This is a genomic window from Paenibacillus hemerocallicola (assembly GCF_006265175.1).
Taxonomy (GTDB): domain Bacteria; phylum Bacillota; class Bacilli; order Paenibacillales; family NBRC-103111; genus Paenibacillus_AB; species Paenibacillus_AB hemerocallicola.
Genome location: NZ_VDCQ01000062.1, coordinates 44260 through 64474 on the forward strand (window position 1 = coordinate 44260; position 20215 = coordinate 64474).

General features: G+C 54.7%; 15 protein-coding genes. 12 read left to right on the forward strand and 3 right to left on the reverse strand.

Features of this window, described 5'->3' with window-relative positions; all coding sequences use genetic code 11:
- The first annotated feature begins 2 nt into the window (after window positions 1-2).
- The 8 genes from FE784_RS31470 (at window position 3) to FE784_RS31505 (ending at window position 8438) form a co-directional block, all read left to right on the forward strand.
- Window positions 3-968, forward strand: coding sequence for an aldolase catalytic domain-containing protein (locus tag FE784_RS31470; protein WP_139606232.1), 966 nt, complete (start codon window positions 3-5; stop codon window positions 966-968).
- Between the two features lie 297 nt (window positions 969-1265).
- Complete coding sequence (gene gatC / locus FE784_RS31475; RefSeq protein ID WP_139606250.1) at window positions 1266-1553, forward strand: Asp-tRNA(Asn)/Glu-tRNA(Gln) amidotransferase subunit GatC; 288 nt, start codon at window positions 1266-1268, stop codon at window positions 1551-1553.
- Between the two features lie 27 nt (window positions 1554-1580).
- Window positions 1581-3038 carry an Asp-tRNA(Asn)/Glu-tRNA(Gln) amidotransferase subunit GatA gene (gene gatA / locus FE784_RS31480; protein ID WP_139606233.1) on the forward strand — a complete coding sequence of 486 codons (1458 nt, stop codon included), beginning with the start codon at window positions 1581-1583 and terminating at the stop codon, window positions 3036-3038.
- A 19-nt stretch (window positions 3039-3057) separates the two neighbouring features.
- Window positions 3058-4500, forward strand: coding sequence for an Asp-tRNA(Asn)/Glu-tRNA(Gln) amidotransferase subunit GatB (gene gatB, locus FE784_RS31485; protein WP_139606234.1), 1443 nt, complete (start codon window positions 3058-3060; stop codon window positions 4498-4500).
- Window positions 4501-4646: 146 nt separating this feature from the next.
- Window positions 4647-6362 (forward strand): alpha/beta fold hydrolase, encoded by a 1716-nt coding sequence (locus FE784_RS31490; RefSeq protein ID WP_139606235.1) that lies wholly within the window; start codon window positions 4647-4649, stop codon window positions 6360-6362.
- 373 nt (window positions 6363-6735) lie between these two features.
- Window positions 6736-7434, forward strand: coding sequence for an MgtC/SapB family protein (locus FE784_RS31495; protein ID WP_139606236.1), 699 nt, complete (start codon window positions 6736-6738; stop codon window positions 7432-7434).
- 19 nt (window positions 7435-7453) lie between these two features.
- Window positions 7454-8089, forward strand: a complete 636-nt coding sequence (locus FE784_RS31500; RefSeq protein ID WP_139606237.1) for a hypothetical protein — start codon at window positions 7454-7456, stop codon at window positions 8087-8089.
- Between the two features lie 22 nt (window positions 8090-8111).
- Window positions 8112-8438, forward strand: coding sequence for a hypothetical protein (locus tag FE784_RS31505; RefSeq protein WP_139606238.1), 327 nt, complete (start codon window positions 8112-8114; stop codon window positions 8436-8438).
- Between the two features lie 67 nt (window positions 8439-8505).
- On the opposite strand, the gene FE784_RS31510 is transcribed toward FE784_RS31505, so the two are convergent.
- Window positions 8506-13008 (reverse strand): CBM96 family carbohydrate-binding protein, encoded by a 4503-nt coding sequence (locus FE784_RS31510; protein WP_139606239.1) that lies wholly within the window; start codon window positions 13006-13008, stop codon window positions 8506-8508.
- An 80-nt stretch (window positions 13009-13088) separates the two neighbouring features.
- Window positions 13089-14417, reverse strand: coding sequence for an ABC transporter substrate-binding protein (locus tag FE784_RS31515; RefSeq protein WP_218103841.1), 1329 nt, complete (start codon window positions 14415-14417; stop codon window positions 13089-13091).
- 256 nt (window positions 14418-14673) lie between these two features.
- Here FE784_RS31515 and FE784_RS31520 point away from each other — a divergent pair, with 256 nt between their 5' ends.
- The 3 genes from FE784_RS31520 (at window position 14674) to FE784_RS31530 (ending at window position 18069) form a co-directional block, all read left to right on the forward strand.
- A complete protein-coding gene (locus tag FE784_RS31520) occupies window positions 14674-15588 on the forward strand; it encodes an AraC family transcriptional regulator (protein WP_139606241.1) in 915 nt (304 codons plus the stop codon).
- Between the two features lie 131 nt (window positions 15589-15719).
- Complete coding sequence (gene perR, locus FE784_RS31525) at window positions 15720-16154, forward strand: peroxide-responsive transcriptional repressor PerR (protein WP_139606242.1); 435 nt, start codon at window positions 15720-15722, stop codon at window positions 16152-16154.
- Window positions 16155-16326: 172 nt separating this feature from the next.
- Entirely contained in the window at window positions 16327-18069 is a 1743-nt protein-coding gene (locus FE784_RS31530) for a glycosyl hydrolase family 18 protein (RefSeq protein WP_139606243.1), read from the forward strand.
- Between the two features lie 104 nt (window positions 18070-18173).
- Here the strand turns inward: FE784_RS31530 and FE784_RS31535 are convergent, their stop codons facing one another.
- The gene (locus FE784_RS31535; protein WP_139606244.1) at window positions 18174-18539 is read right to left on the reverse strand and encodes a DUF2614 family zinc ribbon-containing protein; all 366 of its coding nucleotides are present in this window, start codon (window positions 18537-18539) and stop codon (window positions 18174-18176) included.
- A 141-nt stretch (window positions 18540-18680) separates the two neighbouring features.
- Here FE784_RS31535 and FE784_RS31540 point away from each other — a divergent pair, with 141 nt between their 5' ends.
- Complete coding sequence (locus tag FE784_RS31540; protein ID WP_139606245.1) at window positions 18681-19547, forward strand: nucleotidyltransferase-like protein; 867 nt, start codon at window positions 18681-18683, stop codon at window positions 19545-19547.
- Window positions 19548-20215: the final 668 nt, after the last annotated feature.

Below are 20215 nucleotides of genomic sequence, written 5' to 3' on the forward strand. Positions count from 1 at the left end.
TAATGAACGACTCAAACGCCAAAATACTCGATTGCACGATCCGTGACGGCGGGCTAGTAAACAACTGGGACTTCAGTGTCGAATTCGTTCGCGATTTGTATTATTCGTTGAACGCGGCCGGCGTGGAATATATGGAGATCGGATACAAAAATTCTCCGAAGCTGCTGAAGGGCGCGGAAGCGGGTCCTTGGCGTTTTCTGGATGAAGCCTTCTTGCGCGAAGTCATTCCGGAGAAGGGCGACACGAAGCTTTCCGCACTCGTCGACATCGGACGGGTAGACGAGAACGATATTTTGCCGCGCAGCGAAAGCATGCTGGACATGATCCGCGTAGCGTGCTACGTCAAGGATGTGGACAAGGCGATCGATCTGGTGAACAAGTTCCACAACTACGGCTACGAGACGACGATCAACATTATGGCTCTCTCCAACGTAATGGAACACGATCTGATCGAAGCGTTCCAGCAAATCGCCAAAAGCCCGGTCGACGTCGTCTATGTGGTCGATTCGTTCGGCAGCTTGCACCACCGCGACATCGAATATTTGGTCGCGAAATTTCAGCGCCATTTGCCGGGCAAAACGCTCGGTATCCACGCTCACAACAACATGCAGCTGGCGTTCTCCAATACGATCATGGCGGCGGAGCGGGGCGTGCAGTTTTTGGACGCATCCGTATTCGGCATGGGTCGGGCGGCGGGCAACTGCAACACCGAACTGCTCGTCAGCTATTTGAAAAATCCGAAATACGAGCTGCGCCCGATTCTCGAAGTGATCGAGCGCCGGATGATCCCGCTTCGCGAGAAAGTCGAGTGGGGATACATTATTCCTTACATGATGACGGGCGTCCTGAACGAGCATCCCCGCGTGGCTATGGCGCTTCGCGCCAGCGACGACAAGGACAAATACGCCGAGTTCTACGATCAGCTTACTTCGCCGGAAATCGCCCTCGCTGCCAAGGGCGGAGACTGAGATCACAGGCTTGCATTCGCAAGCGACGGCTCCCGTGGACAGCGCATCCGCAGGAGCTTTTGGATCGTATAGACTTTATAAGTCCCGGGGTCCCCGCAAAGTACATGGGTAAGCCCCGGAGAAAAAGCCCCACTTTTTGTGGGGCTTTTTGACGTCCCGATTCGCCAAGAGTCGACGGCAACGATGTTGAGTTCCACTACCTTGTAGGCTATAATAGGAGGAATGAATGAGGCCATATCGGCGGTGCCGGTTATGGTCGTCTTTTGGGGTGCAAGCGAAAAGCGGGAGGTGCGAGCGATGAGCATCACGACGAAAAATGTCGAGCATGTGGCGAAGCTGGCGAGGCTTCAATTGAACGAAGCCGAAATGGAGAAGTTTACCCACCAGCTGAACGCCATTCTGAAATATGCGGAAAAGCTGAACGAGCTGGATACGGACGGAATCGAGCCGACCAGCCATCCGATGCCGCTGTCCAATGTCATGAGGGAAGACGCCGTGCGGCCGTCTTGGCCAATCGAGAGCGTGCTTAAGAACGCTCCGGACGAAGAGGACGGACAGTTCAAAGTTCCGGCCGTTTTGGAATAATCCGTTTCATTGCGAGGAGGTTTTATTTTGTCTTTGTTCGACCTGAAGCTTCAGGAAATACATAGCCGGCTGACCGGCAAGGAACTGACCGTCGCCGACTTGGTCGACCAATCGCTCGATGCGATTCGGAGCGTGGATTCCACGGTCAAGGCGTTTCTCCGCGTCGACGAAGAGGGCGCGCGCCAATCCGCACGCGTTTTGGACGAGCAGCTCGCAAAGGGCGGGGATCGCGGATTGCTGTTCGGACTGCCCGCGGGCATCAAGGATAATATCGTGACCGAGGGATTGACGACGACTTGCGCCAGCCGGTTTCTCGAGAACTACGACCCGATTTATGACGCCACGGTTGTCAAGAAGCTGAAGCAAGCGCAGTCCGTCACGATCGGCAAGCTGAATATGGACGAGTTCGCGATGGGCGGCTCCAACGAAAACTCGGCCTTTCAAGTCACAACGAATCCCTGGAACGCCGAATATGTTCCCGGAGGCTCCAGCGGGGGCTCGGCTGCTTCGGTAGCGGCAGGGGAAGTGTATTTCTCCCTTGGCTCCGACACCGGAGGGTCGATTCGTCAGCCGGCCGCTTATTGCGGAGTCGTCGGCCTGAAGCCGACCTACGGGCTCGTTTCCCGCTTCGGGCTGGTCGCGTTCGCATCCTCGCTCGACCAGATCGGGCCGCTCACGAAAAACGTCGAGGATGCGGCCTACGTCCTCCAAGCGATTGCCGGTCACGACCCGCACGATTCGACGTCCGCAAAGGTCGACATCCCCGACTATATCGGAGCGCTCAGCGGCGACGTGAAGGGGTTGCGCATCGCGGTACCGAAAGAATATATCGGCCAGGGCGTCGATCCGAAAGTGAGAGATGCGGTCATGACCGCTCTCAAGACGCTGGAAAGCTTGGGAGCGACCTGGGAAGAGGTGTCGATGCCGCATACGGAATACGCGGTAGCGACCTATTATTTGCTCGCTTCCTCCGAGGCTTCCTCGAACCTGGCCCGCTTCGACGGCGTCCGTTACGGCGTTCGAGCGGCGGATCCGGACAACTTGCTCGACCTTTACGTGAAATCGCGGAGTCAAGGCTTCGGCCCCGAAGTCAAGCGGCGCATCATGCTCGGAACGTACGCCCTCAGTTCCGGCTACTATGACGCCTATTATTTGAAGGCGCAAAAAGTGCGTACGCTGATCAAGCAAGATTTCGACAACGTCTTTCAAAACTATGACGTCATCATCGGACCGACGGCGCCGACGGCCGCCTTCAAAATCGGCGAACAAATCGGCAATCCGCTGACGATGTATTTGAACGATATATTGACTATACCGGTCAATCTGGCCGGCGTGCCGGCGATCAGCGTTCCGTGCGGTTTGGCCGACGGGATGCCGGTAGGCTTGCAAATTATCGGCAAAGCGCTGGACGAATCGACGGTGCTGCGTGTAGCGCACGCGTTCGAGCAGCATACGGAACATCATAAGCTGCGCCCCGCGCTGTAGAAGGAGGAGCGAACATCCCGTGACGGACAAACGATTCGAAACCGTAGTCGGGCTCGAGGTTCACGTCGAGCTCCATACGAACACGAAAATCTTTTGCGGCTGCTCCACCGAATTCGGGGCGCCGCCGAACACCCATACTTGTCCGGTATGCCTGGGGCATCCGGGCGTGCTGCCGGTGCTGAACCGGCAAGCGGTCGAATACGCGATGAAAGCGGCGATGGCGATCAACTGCGAAGTCGCCACCCACAGCAAGTTCGACCGGAAAAATTACTTTTATCCCGACTCGCCCAAAGCGTACCAAATTTCCCAATACGATCAACCGATCGGCCAAAACGGCTGGATCGACATCGAGGTGGACGGGAAAACGAAGCGGATCGGCATTACCCGGCTCCATCTGGAGGAGGATGCGGGCAAGCTGACCCATGTAGACGGCGGCTTCGCTTCGCTTGTCGATTTCAACCGCGTCGGCACCCCGCTGCTGGAGATCGTTTCCGAGCCGGACATCCGGTCGCCGGAGGAAGCGCGCGCTTATTTGGAGAAGCTGAAGGCGATTATCCAATATTGCGACGTGTCCGACGTGAAGATGGAGGAAGGCTCGCTGCGCTGCGATGCCAATATTAGCATTCGCCCATTCGGGCAGGAGCAATTCGGCACGAGGGCGGAGCTTAAGAACATGAACTCGTTCCGCGGCGTTCAGCGCGGGCTGGAGTACGAAGAGAAGCGCCAGGCCGACATCTTGTCCGGCGGCGGAGTCGTCGTGCAGGAAACGAGACGTTGGGACGAAGCGCAAGGGAAGACGCTATCGATGCGGGGCAAGGAAGAAGCGCACGATTACCGGTATTTCCCCGATCCGGACCTTGTCCGTCTGTATATCGACGACGAATGGAAGGCTCGCATCCGCTCCTCGATTCCGGAGCTGCCGGACGCGCGGAAAACGAGATATACGGAACAGCTCGGGCTGCCGGCTTACGATGCCGAAGTCATTACGTCCTCCAAGAAACTGGCCGATCTGTTCGAGGAAAGCCTGGAGCATACGAAAGATGCCAAAGCCGTTTCGAACTGGATTATGGGCGATCTGCTCGGCTACTTGAATACGAACGGCTTGGAAATCGATTCGGTGCAGGTGACCGGACAAGGCCTCGGCGAAATGATCGGGCTTATCGAGAAAGGCACGATCAGCGGCAAAATAGCCAAAACCGTGTTCAAGGAAATGCTCGTATCGGGCAAGAAGCCGGGACAAATCGTCGAGGAGCAAGGACTCGTGCAAATTAGCGACGAGGGCGCCATCCAGGCGATCGTGGACAAGGTTGTCGAGGGGAATCCCCAATCGGTGGCCGATTATAAGGCGGGCAAAGAGAAGGCGGTCGGCTTCCTCGTCGGCCAAGTGATGAAAGAGTCGAAAGGGAAAGCGAATCCGGGGCTCGTCAATCAGTTGATCGTCGAGCGGCTCAAGCGCGAATAAGAAGTGGCGGCACCGGAATAGTGGCGGGAGGGATTTTCCTCCCGTCATTTTTTTCCTGAAAAAAATTTTCGCAGAAAATGAACCATTAGGCCTTTCGTTCGTATTATTCATAGAGAAAAGGAAGAGAGACAAGGAGGAATTTCACTATGAAAAAAAGACTAAACACGGCGGGACGTCTTGCCGCCGCGTCATTGGCGTTGGCTCTGGCCGTTCCCGCCGCCGGCGTATCTGCGCAGAGCGCGCCTGCGCCGTCCGCGTCCGGGCAGCCCGCTTCCCAAAGCATTCAGCCTGCGTCCCCGGTGCCTGCTCCAGCAGCGGCGTCGACAGTAGTGCCTTTGCGTGATTTCAGCGAAGCGATAGGCGCGGTTGTCAATTGGAATGAAGCTGACAGGACCGCTGTCGTCGCGCGGGGGAAAATCCGTATTTTGGCCAAAATCGGCGAATCGGCGATTGTCGTAAATGAAAAACAAATCCAGTTGGACAAGCCCGTTCAGCTAATAAACGAGAAAACGGTTGTTCCGCTCGCGGCGTTAAATGAAGCGTTCGGCATAAAAGCGGACTGGAACGCTCAGACGAATTCCATTATTGCGGCAAAGGACGATTACCCGCTGCTGGCCAGCGCGTTCATCGGAGCATTGAACGGCGGCCGGTTCGCAGATGCGAGAGGTTATTTGAACGGCTCGCTGCAGTCTTTTATGCCGGAGCAATTCCTTATGCAATATTGGTCGAGCATCGCCCAAATGTACGGTCAGCTGGGACCGCAATTGTCCGTAGCCGAAAGCTCCAGCTCGGTGCATCGCAACGCGACGGTCCTATACCAAACTTCCGCAGTCGCTCCGTTCGAGATGACCGTACGTTTTGATACGTATGGCGGCATTGACGATCTGTACATTTCGCCTATGGTTTCGAGCAGCGGCTATACGAAGCCGGTATACGAAGATACAACGAAATACAGCGAGAAGGAAGTGAAGATCGGGGATGGCCCGCTGGCGCTTCCCGGCACCTTGACCATGCCTGCCGGTAACGGACCGTTCCCCGCCGTCGTACTCGTACACGGCTCGGGTCCGAACGATCGGGACGAATCGATCGGCTCCGTCAAGCCGTTCCGCGATCTGGCCGTCGGATTGGCCGCACAAGGGATAGCCGTTCTCCGGTACGAGAAAATTACCCGCGAGCATCCGATTAAATCGCAGCGCATGATTGCTCCTTTTACGGCGAACGAGGAGACCGTCGACGATGCCGTCAGCGCGGTACAATTGCTCAAATCGATAGAAGGCATCGATCCGCAGCAGGTATACGTTGCCGGGCACAGCCAAGGCGGAATGCTCATGCCGCGCATCTTGGAGGAGGGCAAGGGCATCGCCGGTGCGATCGTTATGTCGGGACCGTCCCGGCCGCTTGAGGATCTCCTCGTCGAGCAAATGAATGTTCAATTGGAACTGCTGAAACAGGCGGGACAGCCGACCGAGCTGGCGGAGCAGCAGGTCGCGGTATACGAGCAGCAGGTGAAGCTGCTGAAGGATCCTCAATATTCCCTCGACAATCCGCCTAAAGGCTTCCTGCTGGGCAGCCCGGCCTGGTGGTTGGATATTCGCAACCTGTACGCGGGCGAAGAGGCGGCCGACCAGAAGGTGCCGATGCTTATCTTGCAAGGCGGCAACGATGTGCAAGTATTCCCGGACAATCTGGACGGTTGGAAAAAGTCTCTCTCGGCCCGTTCCGACGTCGAGTACAAGCTGTACCCGAAAGTAAATCATACGCTCGTCGAGTTCGACGGGGAGTCGACAGGCGCCGAATACGCCGTTCCGGCCAACGTTCCGGACTACATCATTTCCGATATCGTCAAATGGATCAAGCCATAATTTTTTCTTGCATGAACATTAACAAATATGGTATCAGCCTTAGAGGACACCCGAGCGGGTGTTCTTTTTTGTTAGGCTTTTTAGGGTTATTTGTTGTCAAAGTCGATAGGTGAGAATGGAATACGAAAAAGAGGCGGGGAAGTGTGCGTAAAGCGGAGCGTCTGACTTTAAAGTCGTGTTCTAACCGCTTATATCCTGTAAAGAGAACATGATTTTAACGGAAGTGGAGCGCCTTCCCGCCTCCTTGCTTTTTTTGCCGCCTCTCTTTATAGACTTTGCTATGCAGGGTTATTTCGCTCATTTTTTTCCGCATTCCGTGATACAATAGGAGTTGCCAACGTTTTCAAGCCCTGCAATGACCGGAGGTGACAACTTGGATAACCCGTGGATTCTCGATCCGCTGCATATGACGCTGCGGCTGGTGCTCGCTCTCGTTCTCGGCGGACTTGTCGGATTGGAGCGGGAGCAGAACAATCACCCGGCCGGTTTTCGCACGCACATCCTCGTTTGTTTGGGGGCTTCCCTCATTATGCTGTTGTCCATGTACGGATTCGGGCAATTCGTGAACGAACCGAACGTGCGTCTCGACCCGGCGCGCCTGGCCGCCCAAGTCATTACCGGCATCGGATTTTTGGGGGCCGGAACGATCGTATTGAACGGCAACTCCATTTCCGGATTGACGACGGCTGCATCGTTATGGGTCGTAGCCGCGATCGGATTGGCTACAGGTGCGGGATTTTATTATTCCGCAGTCGTAACGACGCTGTTCGTTCTGATCATTTTATGGATATTAAACAAAGTCGAGAAAAAGTGGCTGCGCGGCAAACAGCTGCGAACCGTCTGTATCGAAATGTCCGACCGCCCCGGCGGCTTGGCCTCCGTCACGTCCGTTCTGGCGGTGCAGGGCGCGGAAATTCGCAAGGTGGCGATCGTACAGCTGGGGACGTCCGGCTCCGGACAGTCGCAGGTTCGCATTACGTTGTCCTTAAGACTCGGGAAGCCCGAGCTGCTGATGGCCGCAGCCGAAGAACTGAAGGCGCTCGGCGATGTATCGAATATATCGGTAGAGTAAGGAGGAGGAGTACGAGATTATGGATGAACCGCAGCAACGAAATCCCGAACGGGGAAATGACGGTGCCGATAAGCGCAGCGGCAGCTTGGATGCGCATCAGGCGCAAACACCCGAGCCTCCCCCGTGGGGGGCGTTCGATCCATATGCCGCGATCATGCCGAGAAAGCGCAAATGGGTTGCCGGGGTGCTGTCGCTATGCATACCGGGAACCGGGCATTTCTATCTCGGGCTGATGCAAAAAGGGCTGATGATCATGCTGCTCATCATCATGGACATTTTCGCGATCGTGCATTTCTCGATCAATATGTCGAGCATTCCGCTCATCACGCTTCTTGCCCTGTTTTTGCCGATTATATATTTCTACAGCTTGTTCGATGCGCTGCAATCGGTCGATAAGGTGAATGCTTACCGGTATTCGATCTCCGCTTTTCCAAACGGTGATCCCGGTCCGAACGCTGGAACTGCCGCCAAGCCGGGCTCGCCTACTTATATCGGATGGCTGTTGGTCGGATGCGGCGGATTGTTCTTCGTGTTCAGTGCCAAGCCCGATTGGATCGGCATGCTGCTGGACAAGATGGGGACGATGGTAGGGGGACTTGTGCTGATCGGCATCGGGATCGTGGTGTTTCTAAGAAATTCGTCCAAGCCTAAATGATACGCGGGTGGGGGTGCCTGTCATGATCCGAGTGGGAAAAATAACGGCAGGGCTTATCCTCCTGGCAAGCGGCGGTGCTCTTCTTGCCGACTGGACGGTGGATTCGGATGTTTTGGGTTATGCGGAGCAAGCATGGCCCCTTGTGTTTATCGTGCTCGGCCTGGAGTATTTATGGGTCAACTTCAAGTACAGGAACAACAATCAGCGCACGCGTCTGGGTCTCGGGGGCGTGCTGGTGTCGGTACTCGTCGCCGCGGCCGTTGTCGCTTATTCGCAATACGGCTGGCCTCCTTCGAAATGGTTCCAGGATTTCCCGCGCGAGTTTAGTCCCGGCGGCCAATCCCGATAAGTAAAGAAAACAGCTTCCACGGACGCCGATAAGCGCCGATGGAAGCTATTTCTCGTTTAGGAGTCATTTAGTGAAAATTCACATTGCCGGTTAGCGGACGATCGGTTGCCTCGAAGATCGGATCGGATATCCCCATCGGCAATACGGTCAATGAGGCGAGAGGCCGCATATTCGCGGCAGTTTCCCGTATCGAAAGCCGAACGCTATAATCGGCTTGATCCGAACCGCGAGCGATGCCCTGCGCAATGAAGCCGGATGTATCGATCGCCAGCATTTGAAGACCGTCCAGCTCGAGCTTGAGCCCGCTGGACTGGAAGTGCAAGCTCAATCTTCCTTCCGGCAGCATGTGGTTGTCGTAGCCCAGCTTGGCGACGAGATGGATTTTATTGTAAGTACTCGCAGTAACCGTACCGGCATCCGCAGCGGAGAACCAGCCTGCTGCGGTTGTAGGTCCCTTTGTCGGATCGTATACGGCGAAGGCGACCGTTTGCGCCGCGGCGTTACCGGCGAAATCGACGGCGGTCGCGCTCAACGTATGCAGCCCCAAAGCCGTAACGGACGAACCGGAAGCGAACGGCTGTCCGTTCAACTGCAGCGATAGCGACTTGACTCCGCTGCCCGCATCGGTTGCCGAGATGATCGGCGTGGCACCATAAGCGTAGCCTTGATTGTAGGTTACTCCCGTAACGCTGAGAGCCGGAGCCTCGCTATCGGCCAATTTAATCTCCAGATACGGCTTGTTGTTGGCATTCTCCTTGGAATTGAAGTTCGAGGCCAGACCCGACGTTACATCTTGAACGACGGATACGCTGGCGATTTTGTCGCCCGCGAGCTGCGCCGCAATGTAGGGTGTGATGTCGAACTTCCGCCATGCCGCGGTATTGTCCACTCGAACGGTGGATAACGATTCCTGAACGGCAGGCTTGTTGTTCCAAGTCAGCCCTGTCTCGGTCCAATTATCGTCCGAGACCGCGCGGATCGTATTGTCCACCTCCGTGCCGGCTGAATCGTTCGTCGCTCCGTACAAATAAAGCGAGGCGGACATTACATCCCCGGCGATGCCGCTCAAATCGAATTGGAGAAATGCTTCGCGCTGGAAGCCGACGCTGCTTTTCTTCACCGCCATGCTGGTATTGCCACCGTAATTGCTGCCGGCGTAATCGCCGTTTCGCACGAAGGTGTCTTTCACCGGATTTAATTTGGCGCTAAGCGGATCGTTCACTTCAAATTCGAGCGCGGCGATTTTGACATAACCACCCAGTGTGACGATGGCCGCTACTTTGGCGGTGCCTTCGCCAATCGCGGTCACGACGCCGCTGCCGCTTACCGCAGCGACGGCCGGATTGACGGATACATATTCCACGCCGGCCCCGCTCGTATCCAACGGTCCACCCGAGGTCATCGTGCCGGAAAGCAGGAGCTGGGCGGTTTGGCTTACTTTCAACCGCGTCTGGTCTGCGGCAAGGACGACACTTTTCAAATTGGGCGGTTTGTTCTGCTCGGAGGCTACCCGGTCGTATACCCGTGCTTCCGTAATGCTGTTGAACAAATTTTGCGAATTTCCGTGTCCGACGATTCGGACATAACGCGCCGAATGATCACCGGTCCCATAGTTTTCCAATTCCTCGCTGAGGCCGGAGCTGCTGCCTGAATAAACGTTCGTCCAGCTCGCGCCGTCGGCCGAAACGTCGATATCGAAGGAGGACGTTCGCTCCTTGCCTCTATACCAGGCAAGCGATACGCTGCGCACGGTACGTGCCGAGCCGAGGTCGAAAGCGATCCATTGTCCGTCCCCGAGAGCGGACCAGCGAGTATCGAGATCGTCGTCGATCGTATTGGCCGGAACATTGCCGTCGTCTCCGCTTGCCGTTACCGCGGATACTGGCAGTCCGGCTTGCCCCGCGCTTGAGCGGCCCGGGAAGTAGACGGCGTATCGGGTGCTCCCGCCACCGGGCAGCGATACGTCGACCGTTGCGCTTCCCGGCAAGCCTGACGCCTGGTGGACCGCGACGTTCGCATTCGGGTCGGCGGCCGAAGCCGTAACGACCGGCGGAGCGGAAGTGCCGGAGGGCAGGGTGACGTCGTAAGTAAACGTCTTGCCGTCGAATCCGGAGAGCGGGCTGCCATCCAACGAGATGCCGTTAAGCAAAGGCGTTGCCGACGAAGCGATTTGCCACTCGGACAGCGGTTCGACGGGCGGCAGCGTGACCGGCGGCGCTTCTCCCTCGCGCAGCGGGACGAACAGCACGGACAAGCTCAATTGCTGGACGTCCTGAATATGGATAGCCAGCTTGCGGATGCCGGCGTTCGCATTTTGCCCGCCGGGGCTCGGAGAAGTCGGCAGCGGTACGGGGTCCATCACCGTAAACTTCGCTTGCGCGGGAGACAGAATGCAGGCCCACAGCCGCTTGCCGTTTTTCGTAAGCATCGCCCAACTGCCGTCGGGAGCGATTTCGTCCACCTCCGTCGACGTATGCATGAACCACCAGTAATCCGAAGGCGCTTTCGCGTACACTTCATCCTGGACGACCATTTGGCGTCTGTTGTCGAGCAGCCGGACACCGCGTTCCGCCTTATGGACATCGCGCGCGTAGGCGGCGGTCAAATCGGCGATGGCCAAAGCGTCCTTGAGTGATGACTCCACGCGGCTCATCTCGATCGCGACGGAAGAATCCTGCTCCGGGCCCAGTCCCGGATTGATGACCAGCACGTTCTGCCCTTCTCCGCGCATCCGATAATAGTTCCATCTCTGGTTGCCGAAATATCCGGGCAAATTGTAATTGTCGGCTCCGAGCTCCTGGGCCCAGCGGACGCCCAGCGCATCGAACAGAAACGTACCGGCGTCGAGATTGTGATGGTTTTTCTGCTCGCTTGCCCCTTTGAAGCCGACGAACAGGGCGTTCGGATCTTCCCAAGCGCTGCGAAACGTGACGGCTTCCACGTTGCGGAAATATTTGTCGAGCCCGACCTGCGCGGCCCGCGGCCCGGTATAGCTGTTCGGCACATACCAGAGCAGATCGAGGGGCGACGGATTCGTATCGACCCGCTGCGTTTGCCACCAGCCGTACTCCGGCTTGCCGAACTGCTCGCCGAACCAGTGCAGCGAAGGGGAGTTGGGAACGGATGACCCGGCGTCGGCGAAATTGAATATTTGATTGATCGGGCTGGACATGAAGATCGGGAAGTCGCCATTTAGCTGTAGCCCCGGGCTCTGCGACAAACCGAAATCGGTGCCCAATGCCGTCTGCAGCGCTTTGAAATAGACGCCGATGTATTGGATCGAATATTGCCAATAACCGGGGCCTTCGTACCAGCCTCCGTCCGGAGCCCATTGGGGCAGCGCTTTCGGCAGCGAAGCGAAGCCGCGCTGAAGCAAATCCTCGGCAAGCGCCTTGATATCCGGCTCGTCACCGAGAGCCAATGCGCCCATGCCGATTCCACCGTTCACCACGAAGTTCCAGTTGTTGGTCGTATTAACCCAGAAGTCGGGACGGTTGTATCCGGCGAGCGCGGGAGTAAATCCTTTGGTTATGATCGCTTCGCGCAGAAACGTCCTTCTCTCTGGAGTCCAGTAGTCGTACAGCCAATCGTATCCGATGGCGAACGCGTGCGTCATTTCGGCCGTGTCGAGAAAATGGCTCGGGTTCCAATCCTGGAAGCTGCCCGCGGCCGCAAGCTCCGTCCAAGCCCGCTCCGCATAGCGGGAATCTGCCGTCAGCCTATACTGCATGCCCAAGGCGTAAATGCGTTCCAGCACTTTGCGGCTCACGCTGAGCAGTCGTACCCCATCGGGAAGCTCGTAATGGGAGGCCGGTTGGGTCAAAATTTGATCCGCCTTAGCGGTCAAAATGGTTTGCCAGCCCGCAAGCCGGGAATCCGTCAAAAGGCGCCCCTGCAAGGCGGCGAAGTCCGAGGCCGTAGTCAGAAGACGCGGATGCCCTGAAGCAATCATGTCCGTAACGATAACCTCCTTGCTCACTTTGGCTTCATCGAACCAGACGGTGCCGGACGCATTCCACAGGAACAGCTCGAACAGCATGCGCACCGCTCCTTCGGGAACCGTAACTTTGTGCGTTATTTGCTCCCAGTCGCTCGTCCCTTTGCGGGCCCCGGCGAAGGAGTCGGCACCGACCTTCTGATTGGCCGAATTGAAAAACTGATAGCGCAGCACAACTCCTTTGTCGGAGGAGACGATATTGTCCATCTTCACCCGAACGCTAAGCCGGTACGCCTTGCCCGCCTCTACGCCGACCGATTGCGTCGCGCTGCTTCTGGCCGGCGCTTCCGCCTGGATGCGAAGCGAACGGGTGCCTTCCTCGTAGACCGCCTGATCGACGGAATATTGCGGTGTGCCGCTGGCAATCCACCGGTTCCAGACAGCGGGCAAAGAGTTTGTGGCCTGCTCGAAACCGCCGTTTGCCAGCAAGTTCGTTCCTTCCGGAACCCCGGCTTCCGCTTGTGCGGAAGCGAGGGGGAGAAGGCCGAGCGACAAGCAGAAGATTAGCGTTATAGCCATAAAGCGGCGGAACGGACGATGAGTGATTCGAATCCACGAAGCGATTACGTTCACGGGGACACTCTCCTTCGGATGGGATCGGTCGCGTAGTTCGTAGCTGCGATGGATGATTCGTTCCACATGCGGGTAACCGTTTACTTGGCTCCGGATGCCACCTCGGTTTCCTCGATTTTCTTGTTAACCCGCTCGGCGGCTTCGCGAAGCGCCGTGTTCGCGTCTTTGTTGTTGAAGACGACATCGCGTACGATCGTGTTGAATTCCGCGTTGTACGATCCATTGTATTTGTTGACCGAACCGGCGGGAGCGTATTTGTCCGGCTGAAACGCTTTTACATTTTTGCCGGTATACATCGGATTGTTTTGTCCGAACGATTGACGGAGCGTCTTGTTGCTTAAAGTCGTTAAAAATTTTCCGTCCTTAATTTGCGGCAGCTGGTATTCCTCGGTCGTCAGGTAAGCGATTACCTCGAACGCCTGGTCCTTGTGCTTGCTCATCGAGGTGACATAGAAGTAGGTCGGATACGCTTGCGGTCCCGTGTCCGGTTTGTCTTTGTAGACCGGGAAGGAGGCCAGATCCCAGTTCATGTCGCCGATTTCCTTGGCATTGTGCAGCGCGGTCAAGGCGAGGAACATGCCGACCGTGCGGTCTTTGAAAAAGCGGTTTCTTTCGTTCGGCTCGGAAATTTGATTGTTTTTGATGTGGCTGTAGCCCGGAAGCTTGTAGAAGCGGGCCAAATTGTCGACGAACGACTTCCATCTCTCGTCCGTGTCGAAGGCCGCTTTTTTCGTTTCCGTCTTGATAAGCGGAATCGACTGCTGATTCATGAAGGCGAGATGTCCGTATGAAGATCCGAAGCCGGTGTAATTGACGCCTCCGTCGGAGCGGGTCAAGCTTTTCGTTAGCTCGAACATTTCGTCCCACGTAATGCCCGCCTTCGGGTAAGGAACCCCGAATTTGTCGAAAATATCCTTGTTGTAGTAGGTCGCCGAAGGAGGAACGTACACGGGCAAGCCGTAAATGCCGCCGCCGGCCAACTGTCTCGCCGTATCGATCATGGTGGACTCGAGGCTGTTCAAGTTGTAATTATACTTTTTGATCTGCGGGGTCATATCGTACTCCAGCTTGTTTTCCATCAGATGGGGCGGAGTCGCACCGATCGAAGCGAACAAAATGTCGATCGTTTCGCCGGCTGTGATCAAATCGGCTACTTTACCTCCGGTAATATACTTGATTGTAACGTGCGGAAATTTCTTCGTTATCGGCTGGCCGAACGTCTCCATAAAGTTTTCTTCGGGCCAGTCTGCGGGAAACGGGAAATAGACGGTCAGCTGCACCGGATCTTTTTTGGCTTGGACGGCGGATTCGCTTCCCAACGCCGGTGCGCTTCCTCCGCTCCCGCCTCCGCATGCGGTCGTACCAAGCGCAAGACATAGCAGTGCGGCCATACTCCGTTTCTTGTACATCATGCATTCCTCCCTCGCCGGATAACATCAAATTGGCAAAGCCCGGGCATTCGCCCTCGAGAGCGCAATGAAATGATCGTTCAGCAGTTCAGGCTGCGTTTCATTTGAACAGGATTATATCATGCAGCCGTTTGTCTCTTGTTATGGGAAAGTTGCACTCCGTTTCACTCCTTTTGTAAGCGCTTGCCAGTAAAATTATTCCTGATATATAATGTTTATGAAACGATCTCCGTGACTGAATGGGGGGAACTGATAAATGGGCAGCAAGTTTACGCGGGCGCATCTGAAATTTCGCGACAATTTGTTTTTTTTCGTGCATCGGGCGTGGGAACAAAAAAATCCGGACGAATATTACCACTCGCACGAAGGCATGGAATTTCTGTACCTTCATGAAGGAAGGGGACAGCTGATTCTGAACGACCGGATGTATGTGCTCAAGCCGCGCACTCTCGTCTATTTTCAGCCGTACCAAGTTCATCTCATCCGATATGAAATACCCCGGCTCAGGTCCTTGATCAAAGTGAAATTGCCGCTTGTAAAAAAATATTTGCACATGTTCTCCCATCTGGCGGACTTTGTCTCCATGTTGGAAAACTCCCGTTCCGACCAGCAGCTGTTCCAGCTGACTCCGGGGCAGGACGACGAGATCAACCATATGCTGGACAGCATCCAGCACAGGCTGACTACCGTCACCGCCCACGAGCAGAAGGAGCAGTTTATTATTTTTTTGATGCAATATTTGTCGTACCTGAAGGAGCATGTATGTACCGGACTCTCTCGCGGAGAAAGCGGTTTCTCGCCTCGTCAGTCCAACCATGCGGAGAAAATCGTGGAATGGATCAACGAGCACTACAGGGAGCCGTTCTGCCTCGACAAGCTGTCGGCCAACATGCATTTGTCGGCAAGCTACGTATCCAACTTGTTCCGCACCTGCACGGGGAGCACGATAACCGAATATATGATGCGGCGAAGGCTGGATGAATCGCGGGTTTTGCTGGCCACCACCTCCATGCCGATCGATCAGGTGGGCAAGCGCTCGGGATTTCCGAATCCGGCCTATTTCAGCCGCTGCTTCAAAAAGCAATATCGGGTCACGCCTCAGCAGTACCGGACGATGGTGATTAACCCGCCGATTCCGCTCCGCCAAGAGCGCTATACGGGCGACGGTTGAAGGGAGTGCGTCCGTATTCTGCTCCGCATGCCGAGAATATACCGAGACTGCCCGGATTGATTGACAAACATGTTCCCGCGATCGTAAAATAAAGAGATAACATAATTCTTTTTACCATGGTGGTGAGGAACATGACGTCCCGATTCGAGCAAGCGTTGGAAAAGTTGAAGACGACCGGAGTTCGAATGACGCCTCAACGGCATGCGATATTGGCTTATTTGCTGGATACGATGATGCACCCGACCGCCGACGATATTTATCGCGCTCTCGAAGACCGCTTTCCCAGCATGAGCGTCGCTACCGTCTACAATAATTTGAAAGTATTCATCGAAGCCGGATTGGTCCGTGAATTGACTTACGGAGACGACTCTAGCCGTTTCGATTCCGATATGTCCGACCATTATCACGCGATTTGCGACGACTGCGGCAAAATCGTCGATTTCGAATATCCGCCGCTGCACGATGCGGAATGGAACGCCGCCCGTCAAACGGGCTTCCAAGTGAAAGGGCACCGCCTCGAAGTATACGGGCTTTGTCCCGATTGCGCTTCGACCGTCAAACATTAATGAACCGCCGGACGACCCGTTTCGTCGTATATGTAGTATAATGGACGTGTCTATCCGACTCGTCCTTTTTTGTGTTCGAATAGCGAGATCATTCATAATGTTCCTGATGAAGCTTCCGAAAGCGGGCAGGCCTTTTGGAATGAAGGTTAGCGGGACGTAAAGGAGTGAAGGCATGGAATCTTTAAGCCCGCCGTCCGGACGTCCCAAGAGGCGTTACCGGTTCGTAATCCGGTTGTTCGTATTTTTGCTCATAATCGGCATTGCAGGTTTGTTGTCTTATTATTGGTTTCTGATGTATTACCCGAATAGCGAACATGTGGAGCCGGATTACGGCGGTCTGCAGAAACCGATCTATTATCGGGGGGAGCTGCTGAAGCAAGATGCGGTGGGAGAGAAGGAAAGCTTGAAACTGCCGCTCGATTTTATTAAGGATAAGGCCGACCCTTCCATCGTATACGAGAACGCCAGCGATTCGGTGATTATTACGACGAAGGACAAGGTCGTCCGGATGAAAACGAACGTGCTTACCGCCACAGTTAACGAGAAGCCGCTGCAATTGAAGTTTCCCATTGTCAAAAACGGGGACGATTTGTACTTGCCGATCGAGCCTGTCAAGCAGTATTACGGACTAACGATATTGGAGGCTGCGGATACGGGCAATGTCATCGTACACCTGCAGGGCGATAACGTACAGTGGGGGAAAGCGGAGGGCGGCTCCAAAGGCGGTACGGCTGCCGTACGGAAAGATCCCGGCATCAAATCCCCGATATTGGCCGATTTGCAGTCGGGCGAAGAAGTGATGATCTGGTCCGAGAACAACCAGTGGTATTATATTCAACGCAAGGACGGAACGGCAGGTTACGCCCGAAAAAAAGATATCGTGCTGGACCGGGTGGAGACGATCCCGACTCAGCCGGAGTCCAAGACGTTCGTGCCATGGAAGCCGATCGGCGGCAAAATCAACATGACTTGGGAGCACGTCACCACGAGGAATCCGGACACTGCGAAAATCGGCGCAATGCCAGGGCTAAACGTTATTAGTCCTACTTGGTTCCATATACTGGACGGCGAAGGCAATTTGAAAAATTTGGCCGACGCGGCCTACGTGAAATGGGCTCAATCTCAAAATTATCAAGTATGGGCGCTGTTCAGCAACGGCTTTGATCCGAAGGTGACGACGGAAGCGCTGGCTACTTACGACAAACGGATGAAGATGATCAAGCAGCTGCTTGCGTTCGCCCAAATGTACAATTTGCAGGGCATTAATATCGATTTCGAGAATGTCAATTTGAAGGATAAGGCGAACCTGACCCAATTTGTCCGGGAAATGACTCCTTTGCTGCACGAGCAGGGGCTTGTCGTCTCGATGGATGTCACGACCAAGTCGACAAGCGAGAACTGGTCGATGTTTTACGACCGTCCGGCCCTGAGCGAGACGATCGACTACATGATGGTCATGACTTACGACGAGCATTGGGCGGCCAGTCCGATAGCCGGCTCGGTAGCATCGCTGCCTTGGGTGGAGAAGTCGATCATTCAGCTGTTGAACGAGGAAAAGGTGCCGGCTTCCAAGCTCGTACTCGGCGTACCTTATTATACCCGCATCTGGACGGAGCAAACGAAGAACGGCAAGAAAGAAGTATCCTCGCGGGCCGTTTTCATGGAAACGATCGATAAGCTCATCAAGGACAAAGGACTGAAGCCTACGTTTTCCCAGGAAAGCGGGCAAAATTATATCGAGTATACCGAAGACGGCAAAGTGATGAAAGTGTGGATCGAGGATGAGACGTCGATGAAGGCGCGAATCGAATTGGTGAAAAAATACGATTTGGCCGGCGTCGCTTCCTGGCGCAGAGGATACGAAACGGCTAACATTTGGGACGTAATCAAGCAAACATTGGAGAAACGACCCTAATTTGGTCCCCCGAAAAGAGAATCCTGAAATGAAGCTCGGCTGCGGAGTTTAATTGCATTCAAAAAGCCTGACATCATCGAGATGTCAGGCTTTTTGAATGCGTATCATTGTTTGTCCGTCGCCTCCAGATTGGTATCCGAGGGGCTCGCATAGCGGGAATCGAACGTAAGTACCGTTTTGCAGAACATGCAGCGATCGGTTTTGCCGAGCACCTTCGTCACTTTGCCGCATTCCGGACATTCCAACGTTACCGCGCTCGTCGACAGCATGCCTGCCGAAAAATAGATGGCCATACTGCCAAGCATGGCGATCATGCCTATAACCATAAAAATGCCCGCGATAATTTTACCGATTGAGCCCCAGTTGAATACGACGCCGGCCAGCCCGACGATCATGAGCCCCATGCCGCCCAAGGTCAGCAGCAAGCCCCACAATCGAAACTCATTGATTTTGCTCGTTTTGAACAGCATTGCGATTCCTCTTTTCTAATGTTTCTGGCGATGTCCGGCCTTGTCCATCATTTGTCATTTTCAGAGGCAGGAAACTGGGCGATTGCGTAGAAATACTTGTATGACGGAAAATGACATTTAACCGAGAGCCGGGGGGACGAATTGGAGACGATCCGGAATTACATAGTAGAGAAGTACCGGCAAGATCCCGATACGATCAGCGTTTCTGTAGTGCCGAGTCCCGCGCCGTTCAGTCCGGTCGTAGATGGGCTTGATGTCGCAGTGTTGGTAATCAGGCAATCGACGCATACCGATTCCACTACTCATTATATAAAAGACGATATCCGTATACAAGAACGTTGCCTGCATCCCGCTAAATTGGAACAATGGATTGTGAACGGCGGAAACCGAAGTGTTATCCATTGGATTTTGCAAGGGGAGATTGTTATGGACCGTAATTTGTACTTGGAGGGGCTGCGTCACCGGCTGCTGGAGTTTCCGGAGGAGCTGCGGGCCAAGAAGCTGATCGTGGAATTCGACCATTTTCTGAAAAGCTTTTTGCAAAGCAAGCAGTATTTGATGGATGGTCATCTTCTGGATGCGTACAGCAACATTTTGGCGGCGTTGTGCCATTGGGCGAGAATCACCATCATTGAAGAAGGAATTCACCCTGAAGTTCTCGTTTGGGCTCAAGTCCGCAAAATCAATCCCGGCGTATACAAGTTTTACGAAGAGCTGACCTCCAGTCACGAAACAATGGAGAAGCGGATTCAGCTTGTAGTGCTGGCATGCGAATTTTCCGTCATGTCCAAGATGGAGAGCTGCTGCACGGCGCTGCTGAACGTACTGCATAGCCGGGAAGAGCCGTGGAGCCTGCAGGAGCTGATGCAGATTCCGCAATTGGACGAGCTGCAGCTGGACCTTTCTTTGTTGTTGAACAAACTGGCGCGCAAGTCGCTGATCCGCGAGATCGTACAAGCATCGGACGATGCGGATTCGTTGCTTCTTCAGCTGAAGTACACGGTCTAAGGGTAAGCGGGTGCTGTCAAATAGTCCGGGTAAACAGGTCATGCAATGCGCGACCTTGTTTTCCCGGTTTTTTTTATCGATAAAGAAAGTTATGGCTTCGCCCAATCGGTTAACGAAATGCGGCTTCCCTTGCCGGGGCATACGCACTGGAGGAATCGGACTTGCTCTGTAGGGCAATACTGAACCAAAGTACAAATTTATCAATCGCCGCGCAAACACCGGCCGATGGTCCGTATGCCTCGACCGGCCGCATGAGTAGCGCTCTGATTTTCGTCAAGAAAAGACGTTCTACTTTCATTAATGACGCAGCGGGGACGCTGCCGGTGTATTCGAAATGTTCGGTGTTTTCAAACTTTTAACAGGAGGGTTGACTTTGCTTGTCCGGATGTGATAAATTAATTTTCGCCGCTTCAACAGCGAAGAAACGCTTCGAAAACAATTGAAAAAAAGTACTTGCAAAGAAGTAGGCGGATGTGGTACATTAAAGAGGTCGCCGCAAAAGAGACAAACTAAAAAGAATGGCTCGCAGCGATGAATGAAATCAAGACTTTGCTCCTTGAAAACTGAACAACGAGCGTGCAAGTGTGGTCTCGCAAGAGACCGAACAAGTCGGATTTTCGGCAGTGTAAACTCCGAAAGATTCGGCAAAAAGTCAGTACGAATTGAGC

Excerpts from the sequence above, each read along its gene's own strand:
- FE784_RS31470 (WP_139606232.1), top strand. The coding sequence starts at position 3 with ATGAACGACTCAAACGCCAAAATACTCGATTGCACGATCCGTGACGGC.
- gatC (WP_139606250.1), top strand. The coding sequence starts at position 1,266 with ATGAGCATCACGACGAAAAATGTCGAGCATGTGGCGAAGCTGGCGAGG.
- FE784_RS31490 (WP_139606235.1), top strand. The coding sequence starts at position 4,647 with ATGAAAAAAAGACTAAACACGGCGGGACGTCTTGCCGCCGCGTCATTG.
- FE784_RS31500 (WP_139606237.1), top strand. The coding sequence starts at position 7,454 with ATGGATGAACCGCAGCAACGAAATCCCGAACGGGGAAATGACGGTGCC.
- FE784_RS31505 (WP_139606238.1), top strand. The coding sequence starts at position 8,112 with ATGATCCGAGTGGGAAAAATAACGGCAGGGCTTATCCTCCTGGCAAGC.
- FE784_RS31515 (WP_218103841.1), bottom strand. The coding sequence starts at position 14,417 with ATGTACAAGAAACGGAGTATGGCCGCACTGCTATGTCTTGCGCTTGGT.
- FE784_RS31520 (WP_139606241.1), top strand. The coding sequence starts at position 14,674 with ATGGGCAGCAAGTTTACGCGGGCGCATCTGAAATTTCGCGACAATTTG.
- perR (WP_139606242.1), top strand. The coding sequence starts at position 15,720 with ATGACGTCCCGATTCGAGCAAGCGTTGGAAAAGTTGAAGACGACCGGA.
- FE784_RS31530 (WP_139606243.1), top strand. The coding sequence starts at position 16,327 with ATGGAATCTTTAAGCCCGCCGTCCGGACGTCCCAAGAGGCGTTACCGG.
- FE784_RS31535 (WP_139606244.1), bottom strand. The coding sequence starts at position 18,539 with ATGCTGTTCAAAACGAGCAAAATCAATGAGTTTCGATTGTGGGGCTTG.